The 15,636-nt window shown below is 61.1% G+C and carries 17 protein-coding genes; 6 read left to right on the forward strand and 11 right to left on the reverse strand.

The annotated features are described in order from the left end of the window. Window positions 1-2: 2 nt before the first annotated feature. Window positions 3-743: an SDR family oxidoreductase gene (locus tag ACW9IN_RS01990; protein ID WP_457364309.1), complete on the forward strand. Its 741-nt coding sequence runs from the start codon at window positions 3-5 to the stop codon at window positions 741-743. Window positions 744-843: 100 nt separating this feature from the next. Then, a complete protein-coding gene (locus tag ACW9IN_RS01995) occupies window positions 844-1,557 on the forward strand; it encodes an alpha/beta fold hydrolase (protein WP_457364310.1) in 714 nt (237 codons plus the stop codon). Here the strand turns inward: ACW9IN_RS01995 and ACW9IN_RS02000 are convergent. Together ACW9IN_RS02000 and ACW9IN_RS02005 are read right to left on the reverse strand one after the other, a co-directional pair. Then, window positions 1,544-2,425 carry an SDR family NAD(P)-dependent oxidoreductase gene (locus tag ACW9IN_RS02000; protein ID WP_457364311.1) on the reverse strand — a complete coding sequence of 294 codons (882 nt, stop codon included), beginning with the start codon at window positions 2,423-2,425 and terminating at the stop codon, window positions 1,544-1,546. The genes ACW9IN_RS01995 and ACW9IN_RS02000 overlap by 14 nt on opposite strands. Window positions 2,426-2,459: 34 nt before the next feature. Then, on the reverse strand, window positions 2,460-3,521 hold the full coding sequence (locus tag ACW9IN_RS02005) for an aldo/keto reductase (protein ID WP_457364312.1): 1,062 nt from the start codon (window positions 3,519-3,521) through the stop codon (window positions 2,460-2,462). Between the two features lie 204 nt (window positions 3,522-3,725). Between ACW9IN_RS02005 and ACW9IN_RS02010 the strand changes: the two genes are divergently transcribed. Next, complete coding sequence (locus ACW9IN_RS02010) at window positions 3,726-4,634, forward strand: AraC family transcriptional regulator (protein WP_457364313.1); 909 nt, start codon at window positions 3,726-3,728, stop codon at window positions 4,632-4,634. Window positions 4,635-4,779: 145 nt separating this feature from the next. Continuing rightward, window positions 4,780-6,039 (forward strand): serine hydrolase domain-containing protein, encoded by a 1,260-nt coding sequence (locus tag ACW9IN_RS02015; protein WP_457364314.1) that lies wholly within the window; start codon window positions 4,780-4,782, stop codon window positions 6,037-6,039. Window positions 6,040-6,107: 68 nt separating this feature from the next. Here the strand turns inward: ACW9IN_RS02015 and gstA are convergent, their stop codons facing one another. The 7 genes from gstA to ACW9IN_RS02050 all read right to left on the reverse strand — a co-directional run bounded on the left by gstA (window position 6,108) and on the right by ACW9IN_RS02050 (window position 11,913). Then, window positions 6,108-6,719 carry a glutathione transferase GstA gene (gstA, locus tag ACW9IN_RS02020; protein WP_457364315.1) on the reverse strand — a complete coding sequence of 204 codons (612 nt, stop codon included), beginning with the start codon at window positions 6,717-6,719 and terminating at the stop codon, window positions 6,108-6,110. Window positions 6,720-6,734: 15 nt separating this feature from the next. Further along, window positions 6,735-7,601 (reverse strand): glutathione-dependent disulfide-bond oxidoreductase, encoded by an 867-nt coding sequence (gene yghU / locus ACW9IN_RS02025; RefSeq protein WP_457364316.1) that lies wholly within the window; start codon window positions 7,599-7,601, stop codon window positions 6,735-6,737. Window positions 7,602-7,620: 19 nt separating this feature from the next. Continuing rightward, window positions 7,621-8,541: a LysR family transcriptional regulator gene (locus ACW9IN_RS02030; protein ID WP_457364317.1), complete on the reverse strand. Its 921-nt coding sequence runs from the start codon at window positions 8,539-8,541 to the stop codon at window positions 7,621-7,623. Between the two features lie 219 nt (window positions 8,542-8,760). After that, window positions 8,761-9,384, reverse strand: coding sequence for a DJ-1/PfpI family protein (locus ACW9IN_RS02035; RefSeq protein ID WP_457364318.1), 624 nt, complete (start codon window positions 9,382-9,384; stop codon window positions 8,761-8,763). Between the two features lie 81 nt (window positions 9,385-9,465). Beyond that, entirely contained in the window at window positions 9,466-10,035 is a 570-nt protein-coding gene (locus ACW9IN_RS02040; protein ID WP_457364319.1) for a TetR/AcrR family transcriptional regulator, read from the reverse strand. A gap of 75 nt (window positions 10,036-10,110) precedes the next feature. Further along, on the reverse strand, window positions 10,111-10,698 hold the full coding sequence (locus ACW9IN_RS02045; protein WP_457364320.1) for a carboxymuconolactone decarboxylase family protein: 588 nt from the start codon (window positions 10,696-10,698) through the stop codon (window positions 10,111-10,113). A 300-nt stretch (window positions 10,699-10,998) separates the two neighbouring features. Beyond that, window positions 10,999-11,913: a LysR family transcriptional regulator gene (locus tag ACW9IN_RS02050; RefSeq protein ID WP_457364321.1), complete on the reverse strand. Its 915-nt coding sequence runs from the start codon at window positions 11,911-11,913 to the stop codon at window positions 10,999-11,001. 249 nt (window positions 11,914-12,162) lie between these two features. Between ACW9IN_RS02050 and ACW9IN_RS02055 the strand changes: the two genes are divergently transcribed. Together ACW9IN_RS02055 and ACW9IN_RS02060 are read left to right on the forward strand one after the other, a co-directional pair. Beyond that, window positions 12,163-13,149, forward strand: coding sequence for an alpha/beta fold hydrolase (locus tag ACW9IN_RS02055; RefSeq protein ID WP_457364322.1), 987 nt, complete (start codon window positions 12,163-12,165; stop codon window positions 13,147-13,149). A 132-nt stretch (window positions 13,150-13,281) separates the two neighbouring features. Beyond that, window positions 13,282-14,052, forward strand: coding sequence for an alpha/beta fold hydrolase (locus tag ACW9IN_RS02060; RefSeq protein WP_457364323.1), 771 nt, complete (start codon window positions 13,282-13,284; stop codon window positions 14,050-14,052). 52 nt (window positions 14,053-14,104) lie between these two features. Here the strand turns inward: ACW9IN_RS02060 and ACW9IN_RS02065 are convergent, their stop codons facing one another. Next, a complete protein-coding gene (locus tag ACW9IN_RS02065) occupies window positions 14,105-14,578 on the reverse strand; it encodes a cupin domain-containing protein (protein WP_457364324.1) in 474 nt (157 codons plus the stop codon). Between the two features lie 94 nt (window positions 14,579-14,672). Continuing rightward, entirely contained in the window at window positions 14,673-15,551 is an 879-nt protein-coding gene (locus tag ACW9IN_RS02070) for a helix-turn-helix domain-containing protein (RefSeq protein ID WP_457364325.1), read from the reverse strand. Window positions 15,552-15,636: the final 85 nt, after the last annotated feature.

Below are 15,636 nucleotides of genomic sequence, written 5' to 3' on the forward strand. Positions count from 1 at the left end.
CCATGAACACTGTACTGATCACTGGCTGCTCTTCGGGTTTTGGTCTGGAGACGGCGCGGTATTTTCTCGAGCGCGACTGGAATGTCATCGCCACCATGCGCACCCCGAACGCAGGGTTGTTTGCTCTCTCCGAACGCCTGCGGGTGTTGCCTCTGGACGTGACGGATCCGCAGAGTATCCAAACCGTGATGAACGCTGCCGGACCGATCGATGTGCTGGTCAACAATGCCGGGATCGGCTTGCTCGGTGCCCTGGAAGGCATTTCCATGGACGCGGCCCGTGGCCTCTTCGAAACCAACACCTTCGGCACGATGGCCATGACGCAGGCCGTATTGCCGCAGTTTCGCGAGCGCCGCAAGGGCGTGGTCATCAACGTGACCTCCAGCGTGACGCTCAAGTCGCTGCCCCTGCTCAGCGTGTACACCGCGAGCAAGGCGGCGGTGAACGCGTTCACCGAGTCGGTGGCCCTGGAACTGGCGGCGTTCAATGTGCGCGTGAGGTTGGTATTGCCCGGTCGTGCGCCTGGCACCGACTTCGGCAAGAACGCCCAGCCGCGCATGCAAGGCTGCATTCCCGAGGCCTACGGCGACCTGGCCCAGCGCATCTTTGCCGAGTGGTCGCAGGACACGCTGGTCACCGAAGCACGGGATGTCGCTGAGGCGGTATGGCGCGCGGCGAATGACCTGGCCGCACCGATGCGCCTGGCGGCGGGGGCGGATGCGCTGGCGTTGGTGAAGGTGTAGGCGGGCAGAACACGTCGGGTGGTTCCACTGAGTTTGTCACGGAAGAGCGCGCGCGTTCATGCTAACGTGCTTGTGCGCGCTTCCCGGAACCCTGACACCCATGCATCCATTCCAACCCCCCACCGAATTCACCGTCCCCTTCGACGGCCACCTGCTTCGCGCCGACACGCTGACGGGGCGGCTCGATCCGCACCTGTTTTGCATCCACGGCGGCGGTACCCGTTGCCGTTCGGTGTTCGCCGAGCTGCGTCAGATGTTGCACGCGCAAGGGGTGGGGTCCACGGCCCTGGATTGCATCGGTCACGGGCAAACCGGGGGTGTGTTTGCCGATTCGTCCCTTTACCGCCGCGAGCAACAGGCGTTGTCGGTGATCCGCCACCGCGAGGTGCGGCCCAGTGCGCTGGTGGGGATCAGTATGGGCGCGTACAACGCCATCCGTCTGAGCGAAACGCTGAATGCTGGAACATTGATTTTGATCGTCCCCGGCATCTACACACCGGAGGCGTACCAAGTGCCGTTCGGTGGGCAATTTTCGGCAATCATTCGTCGCCACCGCAGCTGGAGCGACAGCGATGTGTGGGACATTCTCGGACGTTTCACCGGCAGGTTGCTGGTGATCGCCGGAGAACAGGATGCGGTCATTCCGCTGGAAATTCCCGAGCGGTTGGTCGAGGCCGCGACGTGCGCCCGCGACCGGGAACTGGTGATCGTCCCCGGGGCGGGTCACAGCGGTTTGTTGCCATTGGTCCTGCGGAACCCCGAGTGGCGTGCGGCGATCACCACCCGGGTGCTGTCCAGCGTTACGACACGTTGAGCAGGTGCTTGTAGCCCATGATCTCGAAGACCCGCGCGGTCTGGGCTTCGGTCACCGCGTTCACGGCCTCGGTGCCGTAGTCGGCGTAATCGACGACCGTGCGCATCGGTTTTTGCCCCTTCGGTAATGCGAGCACACGGGCAATTTCGTCCGCCACGCCCTGGACCGGCGCATCGGCGCCGCGCAGCAGGTCGCGCAGGCCGTCGCCAATGTGGTCGTAGTCATCCTTGAAGCGCTCGTAGTCCTTGGCGGTCGCCGCGTCTGCCGGATAGACCGCCGACTGGAAGTGAGCCGTGCCGTCGGGAAAGATGCCGGGCATGACGATCACGGTTTCGATGCCGAAACGGTTGACCTCGTAGGCCGTCACTTCGGCCAGGGAATCGAACGCATATTTGCCGGTGATGTAGGGGCCGACGAAGGGCGTCACGATGCGGGTGATCGTGCTGCCCACATACAGCAGCACGCCGCTGCCTTGCTGGCGCATCCGGGGCAGGGCGGCGCGGTTCAGGCGATGGGCGCCGACCACATTGGTGTTGAGGCTGCTGGCCAGTTGATCGGGGGTGAACGCTTCGTACACGCCGATAAACAGGTGCGCGGCGTTGTGAACCACGATGTCGAGCGTTGCGTGCTCGGCGAGCACGCGCCCGACAGCGGCCTGGCACGAGGCCTCGCTGTGAATGTCCAGGTCCACCACCCGGACATGGCCGCCCTGGGCCTTGGCATAACCTTCCAATGCGGCGCGACGGTCGGCGTTGCGCCCGTTCGGGTCACGTACGCCGGCGAACACCGCGTAGCCCTGGCGAATCAGCGTTTGGGCGGTCAGCAAGCCCATGCCTGAACCGGCGCCGGATATCAGTACAGTCTGCATCGTTATCGTCCTTTCAACGGTTGCCGGGCAAGGTTCAGGAGGTGTGGGCCGTCGCGGCGTCCCACAGGTCCACTGCGCCTAAACGGTCGGCGCCCTGGGTGTCGACCATCCAGCCTGGGTATTCGGCGGGCAGCTGGCTGACGGCGTCGAGCTGGCGCATGTCTTGCGGCGTGAGCTCCAGGTCAACGGCGGCGATATTGTCCGCAAGCTGGTCCAGGCGCTTGGCGCCGATCAGCACCGAGGTCACGGCAGGCTTGGCGAGCAGCCAGGCCAGGGCGACACGGGCCGGGCTGCACCCGTGCGCCTCGGCGATGGGGCGCAGTACGTCGATGACCTTCCAGCCGCGCTCCTTGTCGACGATGGGGAAGTCGAACCCGGAACGACGCGCACCTTCGGGTGACTGGTTTTCACGGCTGTATTTGCCGGAGAGCAGGCCGCCGGCCAATGGGCTCCAGATCAGCAAGCCCATTTTTTCAGCCTCCAGCAACGGCACCAGTTCACGTTCCAGGTCACGCCCGACCACCGAGTAATAGGCCTGGAGGCTTTCGAAGCGCGCGAGCCCCTGGCGAGCCGCAATGCCTTGCGCTGTCGCCAGGCGCCAGGCATGCCAGTTGGACACACCGATGTAACGCACCTTGCCCTGACGCACCAAGTCATCCAGGGCGCGCAGGGTTTCTTCGAGCGGGGTGAGGGTGTCGGTGGCGTGAATCTGATAAAGGTCGATATGGTCGGTGCCCAGGCGCTTCAGGCTGGCTTCGACGGCATCCATGATGTGTCCGCGGGACGCACCGACGTGGTTTTTGCCGGGGCCCATGCGGCCGGCAACCTTGGTCGCCAGCACATAATCTTCGCGGGCGACGCCCAGGTTGCGGAACGACTGGCCCAGGGTCTGTTCGCTTTCGCCCTGGGTGTAGATGTCGGCGGTGTCGAAGAAGTTGATCCCGGCTTCGAGGGACGCCTTGACCTGTTCGTCGGCGCCTTTCTGATCCACGGCGCCGATGTGCGCATAGATGCCGGCGCCACTGCTGAACGTCATCGTACCCAGGCACAGTTGCGAGACGATCAGGCCGGTATTACCCAGTTGCTTGTACTTCATCACGATCTCCTTCGGTCAATCAGACAAGGCAGTGACGACCGCTGGCCGCCGCTGTTTCGAGACCTATCGTCGACCTGGCGCGGCGGCGGTCGGTAGCATGCATGTCCCGGATGCTTGCACGATCCTCCAGAGACGCGGACAAGTGACTTCCCCAATGGGCCTAACCGTGAGAAAACGGACCCCTGCGCAGAACGGGAAACTTCCATGACCACACTGACGAGCCTTGCCCAGCTTATTTCACGCCAGACCGCCACTGACGGTACGTTCGAGACGGCGGTGCCCGGGGTGAAACTGATCCGCTGGTCGTCCCCCAGCGAGCCGATGCCGGTGGTGTTCGAACCGACGGTGTGCCTGGTGGCGCAGGGACGCAAGCAGGCGAGCGTCGGCAGCACCACCTATGTGTATGACCGTGCGCGGCACCTGATCGCCTCGGTGGCGCAGCCGGTCATGGGTTCGGTGATCCAGGCGACTGAGGCCGAGCCTTATCTGTGCCTGCAGATCGACCTGGATATACGCGAGATCGCCGAACTGGCCATGCGTCATCCCGTCGTTGGGGAGCTCGCCGGGCCTGCTTCCGGGTTGTTGCTCAACGACACCTCGCCGGCGCTGCTGGAGGCCGCTGCACGCCTGGTGGCGCTGTTGGAAACACCGGAGGATGTGCCGACGCTGGCACCCTTGATGCTGCGCGAAATCCATTACCGCCTGCTCAAGGGCCCCGGTGGCGGCATCCTGCGGCAAATGGTGCACGCCAATAGCCGACTCAATCAGATCGCGCGTTCGATTGTGTGGATTCGCCAGCACTTTCGCGAAGCCTGTCGAATCGAACAGGCCGCCGATGTCGCCGGGATGAGTCGCTCCAATTTCCACCTGCATTTTCGTTCGGTCACGTCCCTGAGCCCCCTGGAGTTTCGCACGCAGTTGCGTATGCAGGAGGCGCGCCGGCTGATGCTGGCGGAGGGGATCGACGCGGCCAGCGCCGGGTTCGAGGTGGGTTACAACAGCCCGTCCCAGTTCAACCGGGACTATGGCCGCCTGTTCGGTGTGCCGCCCGCCCGGGACGTGGGGCAACTGCGCGCTAACGGCCAATATGCCTGCGCGCAAGACCCCGACTGATCCACCCCATGGCCCGATCCCGCGCGAGATCGGGCCCGATCCCGTGCGCTCTAAAACACCCCACCGTGCATGCTGACCTCGGCACGTCAGCCGTGCTGATGTGCCGATGCGTTCAAGACCTGCAAACAATAATAATGAGGTGTTTATGCCGGTGTTTCTGCGTCATTCATTGCGCGGTGGGCGCAATGCCGTTCACCTGTGGGTGGGGGCTTCCACCCTCGCACTGTCGTTGAGCGCGTGTGCGGTCAACCCTGATGGCCCAAAGCCGTATCCCCATGCGCAGGAGCCGATTGGCGATGTGCAGGCCATCTACGACGGCAGGCTCAGCCAGGAACTGGCGATCACTACGTTCCGCAATACGGACCGCCTGTTCCCCGTGCGCACGATCAAGGCGGGCGGCCATCCGTTCCCGTTGCCGCGCAGCAGTCAACCGCTGGCTCCGGTGAGCTTCGACTACAAGGGCACGCGTTACAGCCTGGATGACTATGTGGCGACCAACCACGTGACCGGCCTGCTGGTGCTCAAGAACGGCCAAGTAGTCAATGAGCGTTTCGAAAAGGGCAACACCGCCCAGACCCGCTGGATGTCGATGTCGGTGGCCAAGTCGATCACATCCACCCTGGTGGGTGCGGCGTTGCAGGACGGCGCGATCAAGAGCCTCGACGACAAGGTCACCCGTTACCTGCCGGCGCTGACCGGCAGCGGTTATGACCAAGTCACCGTGCGCCAGATTTTGGCGATGCGCTCCGGGGTCAAGTGGAACGAGAAGTACACCGACCCGTCCTCGGACGAACGCCAGTTGATCAAGCTGCGCAGCGAGCAGGTGCCCGGTTCGTTGCTCAAGTTCATGGCCACGCTGTCGACCGCCGCGCCACCCGGCACGCGGACCAACTACAGCACCGGTGAAACCCAGGTGCTGGGACAACTGGTCAGCGCGGCGGTGGGCAAGCCCCTGACGCAATACCTGAGCGAGAAAATCTGGGCGCCCTATGGCATGCAGAGCGATGCCAAATGGTGGCTCGACGGTCTTGATGGCAATGAAGTCGGGGGCAGCGGCATCAGTGCGACCCTTGAGGATTACGCGCGCTTCGGCCAGTTCCTGCTCGGTGGCGGCAAGGCCGGTGGGCGGCAGGTGTTGCCGGAGGGCTGGATGCGCTTCGCCAGCGCCACCACCGGCACGGACGCGGCCTACGGTGACTTCGCGTCCATGTGGTGGCCAGGCTGGACCGAGGCGTCCAAAGCCGATAAAGCCTTTACTGCGGCGGGCACCTTTGGCCAGTACCTGTACATCAACCCGACCCGAAATATCGTGATCGTGGTGTGGCAGGCCCAGACCAAACCCACCGGTGGCGAGGTGATCGACGACATGGTCGCCTTCGATGCCATCGCCAAGGCCCTGCCTTAAGTAACGGCAAGGGGCGGGTGGCTCCAGGAGTGACCCGCCCCGCATCGTTTCTCATTGCATCGCCAGAGCTACTTGAGCAGCAGGCCTTCTGCGTCCAGGGCGGCACGCACGCTCGGGCGTTGCTCCATGGTGGCCATGAACCGCTGGATCGCCTGATAACGGGAAATATCAATGTTCACCCGGGGTGGCCAGCACAGCACGTTGTACAGATAGGCATCGGCTACCGAAAACTGCGTGCCCAGCACATATTCGTGACTGGCGAGGTGTTCGTCCACGTACTGGAAGCGTTCGTGCAGGTTGCCGGCGGCGAAGTTGGCCTTCGAGCGGGCATCGACGAAGGACGAAAACATCACGGCCATGCCCTTGTGCAGGTCGGTCGCCACGAAGTTAAGCCACTCCAGTGCGGTGTAGCGATCCCGCGAACCGAAAGGTGGCAACAACTGGAGTTGCGGGTGTTTGTCGGCGACCCATTGAAGGATGACGGCACCCTCGGTAATGACGTTGCCATCGGCCAGTTTCAGCGCCGGGACGAAACCCTTGGGGGTCACCTCAAAATAGTCACCTTCCACGGTTTGCTTGGTACTGAAGTCGACCTTGATCAGCTCGAAAGTCTGCTGGGCTTCGCGCAAGGCGATTTGTGGCGCCAGCCCGCAGGAGCCAGGTGCAAAATACAGTTTCATTGAAGCCTCTTGCTATCAGGACAGGGAGTCGAAGTCGGTGGCGGCGTGGCGTTCGAGCAGGAACTCGCCCGGGGTGTCGGACCGGCGATTGACCCTGCGGCCACGGGCCAGGGCAGGGCGTGCGCTGAGGGCGGCGTACCAGCGCAGCAAGTGCGGGTACTGTTCGACGTCGAGAAATTCGTGAGTTTTATAGACCCCGTACAGACTGCCGGGGTACCACGGCAGCACTGCCATGTCGGCAATGGTGTACTCATCGCCAGCGAGGAATTCATGGGTCGCCAGGTGCGTGTCCAGTACATGCAGTTGACGCTTGGTTTCCATGGCGTAACGGTCGATGGCGTACTCGATCTTGATCGGCGCGTAGGCGTAGAAATGCCCCAGGCCACCGCCCACGAACGGCGCCGACCCCATCTGCCACATCAACCAGTTGAACGTCTCGGTGCGCGCCCGGCGGGTGGTCGGCAGGAAGGCGCCAAAACGCTCCGCCAGGTACACCAGGATAGAGCCGCTTTCGAACACCGGGATGGACGGTGTGACGGAATAGTCGACCAGTGCAGGGATCTTGGAATTGGGGTTGATGCCCACAAACCCGCTGCCGAATTGATCACCCTTGAAAATGTCGACCAGCCAGGCGTCGTATTCGGCCTCCGAGTAGCCGGCGGCCAGCAACTCTTCCAGCAAAATGGTGATCTTCTGCCCGTTGGGCGTGCCCTGGGAGTAGAGCTGCAAAGGGTGCTTGCCCACCGGCAGTTTCTGTTCGAAGCGGGCGCCCGAAACCGGCTGGTTGATGCTGCCGAACTGGCCGCCGTAGGTGTTTTTCGGGGTCCAGACCTTGTCGGGCACATAGCCGGGAGGCTGGCTGTCGAGCGGGGTGTCTGTCATGGGAGGCTCCTTGGCGATGCTACGGTTGGACTGCTGGGCAGGGCGTGCAGAGTTCGGAACGCAAGAGCGGGTCGTCTTTAAGATGGTGGACCAGAAAGTCGACAAATGTGCGGATCTTGATCGAGGCGCTGTTGTTCTTGCGGATGATGATGTTGATCGCCAGCGGCGCGGGCTCATAGGCGTCCAGCACGCTTTCCAGGGTGCCTTGGGCGATGTCGTCCAGCACCTGATAGGACAGCGCTCGGGTGATACCGAACCCTTGCCGGGCAATCTCGATGGCGCTCTGGGTGGTACTCACGGAGATTCGCGGGTTGATGCGTTGCGTCAAGGCAATGCCTTTGTGCATCAGCTTCCATTCCTGCGCGCGCTGGCTGGAGAACGAGCAGATGGTATCGGCCTTGAGCAGGTGTTCGGGGCGTTCAGGGCGCCCGTGGGTGTCCAGGTAAGCGGGCGAGGCGCAGAGGATCTGCCTGGCCTTGCCGACGGTGATCGCGTGCTCGCTGTCACTGATGCGGTTGCCGATGCGAATGGCGACGTCGATGCCATCCTCCAGCATGTTGACGGGCCGGTCATGGAAAATGCTGGACAGGTTGACGTCCTTGAAGCGGGCCGTGTAGTGCCCCAGCAGTGGCGCGATGTAACGCTCACCGAACTGCACGGGCACCGTCAGCGTCAACAGGCCGGAGGGGGCGGCGGCGTAGATGCCCTCCAGGCCCTCGTCGGCTTCGCGCAGCCGTTCGAGGATATGACGGCAGTCTTTGAGGAAGTATTCGCCCACTTCGCTGAGGCTCATGCTGCGGGTGTTGCGCAGGATAAGGTGCACCCCGATTCTTTTTTCCAGGGAGGCCACCGCGCGGGTGACACTGGCCGGTGATATCTCCAGGCGGCGAGCGGCCGCCGAGAATCCGCCTTCCTCGACCACGGTTAAAAAAGTCTGCATTTCTTGAAAGCGATCCATGGTTAACCCCGGTTATGTTTCGTAACTTCCCTGTCCTCTAGGCTCTGTATGAACAGCCTTGATACTGCGTTGAAGCATTTTCTTTGATGTAAGGCGGGGCTTGAATAGGCCGGGTTGACAACACTGTATTTCGTTTTATGGAACGTTCGGATGGAATAAAAAAACACGATGCCTCTAAAGAGAACATCGTGTTTTAACCGGCTACATAACTTGAGGTGTCTCAAACCAGTGCTGGCTGGGCGTGTCGAAACGCATTCTTTTACGCACGTGCAGGCTGTTGTCCGCACTGCTCAGACGATCCAGCAACAGGAAGGCAACTTCCGAGGCGGTGCCGGGGCCACTGGAGGTAATGAACGGGCCATCTTCGACGACTGGCCGGTCGAAGAATTCGACGCCGGTGTCCACCAGTTGCTGCTTCCGCTTGCCACCAACCTGGTGGTAGACCGTGGCTTTCCTGCCTTCCAGCACGCCCGCCGTTCCCAGCGCAATCGATGACACGCACACGCTGGCAACGGGTTTGCCGGCATGGGCGAAGTGCCTGATTGCCGCGAGGTAAGGCTCGCTCAACGCCTCTTCATAGAACCCTGCGGGCTCGGAACCGCCGGGCAGTGCCAGTGCGTCGTAGTCGTCGAGGTTCAGTTCACCCAGCAGATTTGAAATACGCAGGTGCAAGCCAAACGTGGTGTGGATTTCCGGCCGCAGGCCGGCATGTACCAGGGTGAAGGGCGTGTCGCCCACCAGGTCCGCCCAACCGAAGACATCGGTAAACGCGGCAATTTCAAGCGGCTCTACGCCATTGGCCAACAGCATCAGGATACGTTTCATGGGAACTTCCTTAGTTGTCAAAAAGGTTATGTGACAGGCATACAACACCGTGCGGCCTTAGACGCCGCGGTGAATAACGCGTTATTGCGGTTGCAGAATGATCGTGGGCAGCCTGTCCAACATCCGGCTGAACACCGACAGGTCGGAAATACCCCGCGCCAGCACCAAGGCACCTTGTAATTCGATCAGGACTTGTTCGGCCCGATTGCGCGCTGCGGTCTCTGTCGCGCCCGAGGCTTTTGCCACGTGCATCAAACCTTCCAGCAACTGATGAAAGGTCTCGGCAATGGCCTGCCCGCAGGCTTTTGCCTGGTTGCGCGGTGGCGACAGCGTGTTCAGCAGGCACGATTCGGCGCCTTCCAGATAGACCTTGCGCATGGCCGAGGTGAACAATTCCATTTTGGTCGCCGCCGGCAGATCACCTTGCAGGACCGGGAACACCTGGCTCTCCAGGAACAGCCGGGTGTGTTTTAAAACGGCTTCGGCAATCTGTTCCTTGCCGAGGGGGAAACGGTGGTAAAGGCTGGATTTCGTCAGCCCCGTGGCAGACGACAGCATAGACATCGAGGCCCCTTCGAAACCGACGTCCTTGAACGCCTGACCGAGGCGTTCGATCAGCACGTCGTCTTCTACTTTGCGTGGTTTAGTCATGGCGCACGGGGTTCTCGCTCAACGGAACAGCAGCCGTGGCTTCGGGCGCAAGGCCCGAAACCACGGTGACTTCATTCAAACCACTTGTTTGAACGCGTGGCTGCCGCCGCGCGAGATTTTGCTTTGGTCGAACAGACGCAGGATCGGGAAGTCGACGTCGGTGCGTGCGACTTTCCAGAAGTAGTTGGTCATGAAGTTGAGTGTCAGGTGGCCGAACACTTCGGTGATGTCCTCGTCGTTCCAACCGGCGTCCTTCACTGCCTGGACTTCTTCGTCGGTGAGGTCACCCTTGTGGTTGACCAGTTGCAGCACGAATTGCAGCAGCGCGGTTTCCTTGGCGTTTACCGACTGGCCTTTGCGCGCCAGTTCAATGTCGTTCTCGGTGAGCTTTTGCAGCTTGGCGATGTAGGCCAGCAGTGAAATGCAGTATTCGCAACCGTTGGCTTCGCCAATGGCCAGGCCGATCTTGCGTGCCAGTTGTTTATCGAAACGCCCGTCGGTCAAGTTCTGGAACAGCGTGAGGTAGCTGTTCATGGTGGCCGGCGAGTTGGTCAGGGCACTCATGATCAGCGGGTTTTTACCAAACTTGCTTTCGGTCTTGGCAAAAATCTGTTGTTGTTCTTCAGTTGCAGTGGCGGGAGTCAATACGTTGATACGTGCCATTGGGAATGCCCTTTAAGTTGAAAGTTTGAATGTACCGAACGTTCGGTCCAATTAAAGTTATAGGGGCGGTTAATACAGCGTCAAGCGCACGGATTTTGAAATTGTCAGGCAAAATTATTATGGGTTTTGAAAGTATGGTTTTACTTTTTCATGCGTTGAAAGTGTTTGTGTTGCTGTGCAGTTAGTTGCTGTCTGGCGTAGCGTTGTTTTGGGGTGATTGTTTCGTGCAGCGTTTCAGTTGGGTTTGAAAAAAATAATGCGCGAAGCACGATTATTTTTTTATGACAGTTCGCCAAGTGTTCAACGATTCGTCGAAAACCGTGACAACGATTGCCGCAGGCGTGGCGTCGCGAACTCCAGGAAACGCCGCATCTTGAGCGGCATGTGAGGGTGTGCCGCGTACAGCAGATGCACCGGGAAGGGTTCCAGCTCGTAGTCTTCCAGCACCCGGCACAAGGTGCCCGAGTCGATCGCCTCAAGCGCCTGGTAATGGAGCAGCCGCGCCACACCGGTGCCGCGGATCGCCGCGTCGACCAGGGCCACTGCCGATGTCAGCAATCGCGGCGTCACCGCCAGCTCGATTGGCGAACCCTTGTGCGGGTCGATAAAGCGCCAGGCCGTGGTGATAGTGGGGCCGTAGGTCGAGATGCAGGACATGTTTTTCAGCGCCTCGGGTGTTTGTGGCACACCGTGTACCTCCAGCAGCCGCGGGCTTGCACACACCACGCCGCGCAGCGAACCGATCTGGCTGGCGATCATGCCGCTGTCCGGCAGGTGGCCGATGCGCACCACCAGATCGATCTGGTCGTCGAACAGGTCCACATTGCGGTCGCCCAGTACCAGCTTGATGTTGATGTCTGCAAAACGCTCCAGAAAATCGGACACGATGGGCAGCACGTGGAGCCGGCCAAACAGTTCCGGGGCGGAGATCACCAGGTCGCCACGGGGTGCGACGAACTCGCCGGCGGCGATGCGCTCGGCTTCGGCGAGCTGTTCCAGGATCGAACGCGCCGCCTGCGCGTAGCCGGCCCCGGCATCGGTCAGACCGATTTTGCGGGTGGTGCGCGTCAGTAACTGGGTGCCGATGCAGCGTTCAAGGTCCGCGATTTTGCGACTGACTGTTTGAACCGGAATCCGTAGTGCGCGCCCGGCGGCGGAAAAACTGCCGGTTTCGAGGGTGGTCAAGAACAATGTCATGGCTTCGATACGGTCCATCGGAAATAACCTGAAAGTTGAGGAGGAAAGTTGATGGGTTTGTTAGATGAAAAGATACGGTAGTTCAGCGGTCGATTGTTTCGTTATAGGAAAATAACCTTGAGTTGTATCTTCCCATTTTTGTTGAAGGTACTTCGCAAGATTACCCGATTATCACCTTGGGCGTGAGTGCGCATACTTGTTCGGCAGACCATGGGTAGTGCGCGAGCAATACTCCGAACTTTTATGCAGAACAGTCAGGTAAACCGTATGAGTCTTAACAAGTTGCTCGCCGCGATGTGTGCGTGCGCTGTAATTAACACTGGGTTTGGCATGATGACCGCGAACGCGGCGCCGGAGAAAAGCATGAGTGCGAAGATCGCTGGGTTTAACCAGGTGCATTACCGTTATGCCCAGGTCAAGGACGTCAAGGTCTTTTACCGTGAGGCGGGTGACCCCGCGAATCCCACCGTGCTGTTGCTGCATGGGTTTCCCACGTCGTCGTTCATGTACCGCAACCTGATCCCCATCCTCTCCCAGCGCTATCACGTAATTGCGCCGGACCTGCCGGGGTTCGGCCTGACCGAGAGCCCGCCGCAGGGTCAGTACACCTATTCGTTCGAGAACCTGTCGAACACTATCGACCAGTTCACCCAGGTGCTGGGCCTCAAGACTTACGCGTTGCAGGTCTTCGATTACGGCGCTCCGGTGGGCTGGCGCCTGGCGGTCAAGCATCCGGAGCGAATCACCGCGATCGTTTCCCAGAACGGCAACGCCTACGTCGAAGGGTTGAGTGACGGATGGGCGCCAGTGAAGAAGTATTGGCAAGAGCCGTCCCAGGCCAACCGCGATGCCTTGCGTGCAGTGTTGGATGTAGCCGCGATCAAGGATCAGTACCAGCACGGCACGCCGGATCCGAGTGTGATTGCCCCGGAAACCTACCTGATGGACGCGGCGCATGTCGGCCAGCCAGCCAACGCGGAAATCCAGCTGGACCTGTTCCGCGACTACAAGTCCAACGTCGATATGTACCCGCAGCTGCAACAGTACTTTCGCGATTACCAGCCGCGTTTGCTGGCGGTGTGGGGCAAGAACGACCCGATCTTCATTCCGCCGGGGGCCGAGGCGTTCAAGCGTGATCTGAAACACGCGGACGTGCGTTTCTTCGACACCGGGCACTTCGCACTGGAGACTCACCTGGACCAGATCGGCGCGGACATCGTGGAATTCCTCGACCACAACGTTAAACGCAAGTAACGCACCGTTCCACGCAGTGGAATAGTCAATTGCGAACCATGGATGTTCTGGCGTCCCAGGGAAGGGACGAGACTGCCCCGGCGACAATCTGCGATTTTCCTATTGATCAGTGTTTCTATTTACAGGACTTATATGAAAACGTTTTTTCCCGGTCTCGCCCTTGCCCTTGCCATCTGTTCCGGCGCTTTCGCTGCCACGTCTGATACCAAACCCACGATTGTCCTGATCCACGGCGCGTTTGCCGACTCGTCGAGTTGGAACGGCGTCACCCAAATCCTGCACAAGGACGGCTACGACGTGATCGCCGCCGCCAACCCGTTGCGTGGGCTGGCCAACGATTCACGCTCGGTGGTCGAGCTGATTCGCACCATCAAGCACCCGGTGGTGCTGGTGGGGCATTCCTACGGCGGCCCGGTGATCACCGAAGCGGCCAAAGGCAACTCGAATGTCAAAGGCCTGGTGTTCGTCGCCGCCGTCGCCCCGGAGAAGGGCGAAAGCGTGCACGACATCCTGGCCAGGTTCCCGGGCAGCACGCTGCCGACCTCGCTGGAGAAACCGGTCGAACTGTCTGACGGCAACAAAGACCTGTACATCCAGCAGGACAAGTTCCGCGACCAGGTCGCCGCCGACCTGCCAGAGGCCGCCACCCGTCTGGCCGCCATCGCCCAGCGGCCGATTACCGCCGCCGCCCTGAGCGACGCCGCCACCGAAGCGACCTGGAAAAAACTGCCGTCCTGGTTCGTGTTCGGCGACGCCGACAAGGCCATTCCACCCACCGCACTGGCATTCGTGGCCGAGCGCGCGCACTCGAAACAAACGGTGGTGGTCAAGGGCGCGTCCCACGCGGTCATGATCTCCAACCCGCAGGTTGTGGCTGACCTGATCGAAAAAGCCGCGCAGTAAAACGTTGAAAGCGGTCTTGTCGCTCAGGGTTTCAGGCTGAGTGGCAAGGCCGTTACCCCCTCAAAATCCGAATCCCATGCCGCTCCGCCAACGCCACCACGGCCTCCAACTGCGCCTCGGTCGGCGGCGCCACCTCTGGCACCACGCCATCAATGATCGGAATACCCGCTGCTGTGACGAATTCGTCAAACCCTCCAGGTGTGCCCATGACCACGGCGCGCACGGTGGTGTTGCCGAGGTTACGCAGGCGTTGCGGGACGTTGCGCGGTGCGAAGTAGCTTTCGCCGGCCCGCAGGGTGAACACTTCTTCGCCGATGGTGACTTCCAGTTCGCCTTCGTACAGGTGCATCGATTCGTCTTCGTGGATGTGCATGTGCAGGCCGGCATCGCAGCCGGGCGGCATCAAGCCTTCGACCATGCAGAATTGGCCGGCGGTTTCCTGGCTCGAGAGCAGGATTCTCAGTTGCACTCCGAAGAGCAGATAAGTGTCGGGATGGCGTTTGTGAACGGCCGGCTTGGTCAACATGGCGCTACCTTCAGCGTCGGGAAAGGAGCCGGGATTTGAGCATGGGCGGCCTGGCGTCTGCGTGTCTGTACGTGCGACGAGGGGCCTGATCCTGCTATTCGCAAGCGTGTCGGAAGGTACTCGGGGTGACGCCGGTCTGACGTTGAAAGGTGCGGGCGAAGTGTTGCGGGGTCTGGAAGCCACAGGCCAGGGCGACCTCCAGGATGGACAGCCGAGGCTTACGCAGCAAGGTCCTGGCTCTGTCGATACGGGCCTTGAGCACGTACTGGTGGGGCGGCAGGCCGAAGGTGGCCTGGAACAGCCGGGAAAAATGCGCGCGGCTGAAGCCGGCACACAGGGCGAGGTCGTGCAGGGAAAGACGCTGGTCCAGGTGCGTCTGAATGTAATCCTCGACCCGTTTGGCGCTGTAAGGCGGCAAGCCGCTGACCGGTTTGATGCCGGATGGGGCAAAGGCGTTGTAGCGGTTGACCAGGGTCGCGGCGATCGCATGCTCCATGGCGTCGACGAACAAGCGCCCCGAGGGGAAGCCTTCGCTTTGTTCCAGGTGCAGCGCCTGGAACAGCGCGCTCAGACGCTCATCGCGCACCCCGGGTGCCGGCAGCAGTTCGAATTGGCTCTTGCCGGCCTCGTCGGCGACGGCGCTCAGCGTTGCATCGCTCAAGCTGACGCTGATCAGATGGGCCGGTGCCAGCCAACGAATGTTTTCGTCTTGCCCGCGCAGGGAAAACGCCAGGGAGCGCGCCGCCACCGGAATCTGCCGTGTGGCGGAGTGATCGGTGTTGTGCAGCAGGCTGCTGGTGCGCAAGAACATCGTCAGCATTTGCGTGTCGAGCCGATGGGAGTGCCAGTGACCGGGCTCGATGCGGTGGGTTTCAACCGGCATGGCCGCAGGTGACGGCGTGCCGGTGGTGCTGGATCCAAACAGCGGTATGGAAGTGCCGTTGTGAATGGCCTGGATTTTTGCGTGAGCCATGGCCTGTGCCTTGTCGTGCATACCTGAGGATGGGCTGCTCGCGGGTGAGCAGCGGCATCAAAATCCACTATTGCAGAGCACAGTG

This window comes from Pseudomonas sp. SDO5271_S396, assembly GCF_054071795.1.

Coding starts and splice junctions, on each gene's coding strand:
- ACW9IN_RS02065 (WP_457364324.1), bottom strand. CDS start 14,578: ATGTTGACCAAGCCGGCCGTTCACAAACGCCATCCCGACACTTATCTG.
- ACW9IN_RS02070 (WP_457364325.1), bottom strand. CDS start 15,551: ATGGCTCACGCAAAAATCCAGGCCATTCACAACGGCACTTCCATACCG.
- ACW9IN_RS02040 (WP_457364319.1), bottom strand. CDS start 10,035: ATGACTAAACCACGCAAAGTAGAAGACGACGTGCTGATCGAACGCCTC.
- ACW9IN_RS02015 (WP_457364314.1), top strand. CDS start 4,780: ATGCCGGTGTTTCTGCGTCATTCATTGCGCGGTGGGCGCAATGCCGTT.
- ACW9IN_RS02035 (WP_457364318.1), bottom strand. CDS start 9,384: ATGAAACGTATCCTGATGCTGTTGGCCAATGGCGTAGAGCCGCTTGAA.
- ACW9IN_RS02050 (WP_457364321.1), bottom strand. CDS start 11,913: ATGGACCGTATCGAAGCCATGACATTGTTCTTGACCACCCTCGAAACC.
- ACW9IN_RS02000 (WP_457364311.1), bottom strand. CDS start 2,425: ATGCAGACTGTACTGATATCCGGCGCCGGTTCAGGCATGGGCTTGCTG.
- gstA (WP_457364315.1), bottom strand. CDS start 6,719: ATGAAACTGTATTTTGCACCTGGCTCCTGCGGGCTGGCGCCACAAATC.
- yghU (WP_457364316.1), bottom strand. CDS start 7,601: ATGACAGACACCCCGCTCGACAGCCAGCCTCCCGGCTATGTGCCCGAC.
- ACW9IN_RS02010 (WP_457364313.1), top strand. CDS start 3,726: ATGACCACACTGACGAGCCTTGCCCAGCTTATTTCACGCCAGACCGCC.
- ACW9IN_RS02045 (WP_457364320.1), bottom strand. CDS start 10,698: ATGGCACGTATCAACGTATTGACTCCCGCCACTGCAACTGAAGAACAA.
- ACW9IN_RS02030 (WP_457364317.1), bottom strand. CDS start 8,541: ATGCAGACTTTTTTAACCGTGGTCGAGGAAGGCGGATTCTCGGCGGCC.
- ACW9IN_RS02060 (WP_457364323.1), top strand. CDS start 13,282: ATGAAAACGTTTTTTCCCGGTCTCGCCCTTGCCCTTGCCATCTGTTCC.
- ACW9IN_RS02055 (WP_457364322.1), top strand. CDS start 12,163: ATGAGTCTTAACAAGTTGCTCGCCGCGATGTGTGCGTGCGCTGTAATT.
- ACW9IN_RS01995 (WP_457364310.1), top strand. CDS start 844: ATGCATCCATTCCAACCCCCCACCGAATTCACCGTCCCCTTCGACGGC.
- ACW9IN_RS01990 (WP_457364309.1), top strand. CDS start 3: ATGAACACTGTACTGATCACTGGCTGCTCTTCGGGTTTTGGTCTGGAG.
- ACW9IN_RS02005 (WP_457364312.1), bottom strand. CDS start 3,521: ATGAAGTACAAGCAACTGGGTAATACCGGCCTGATCGTCTCGCAACTG.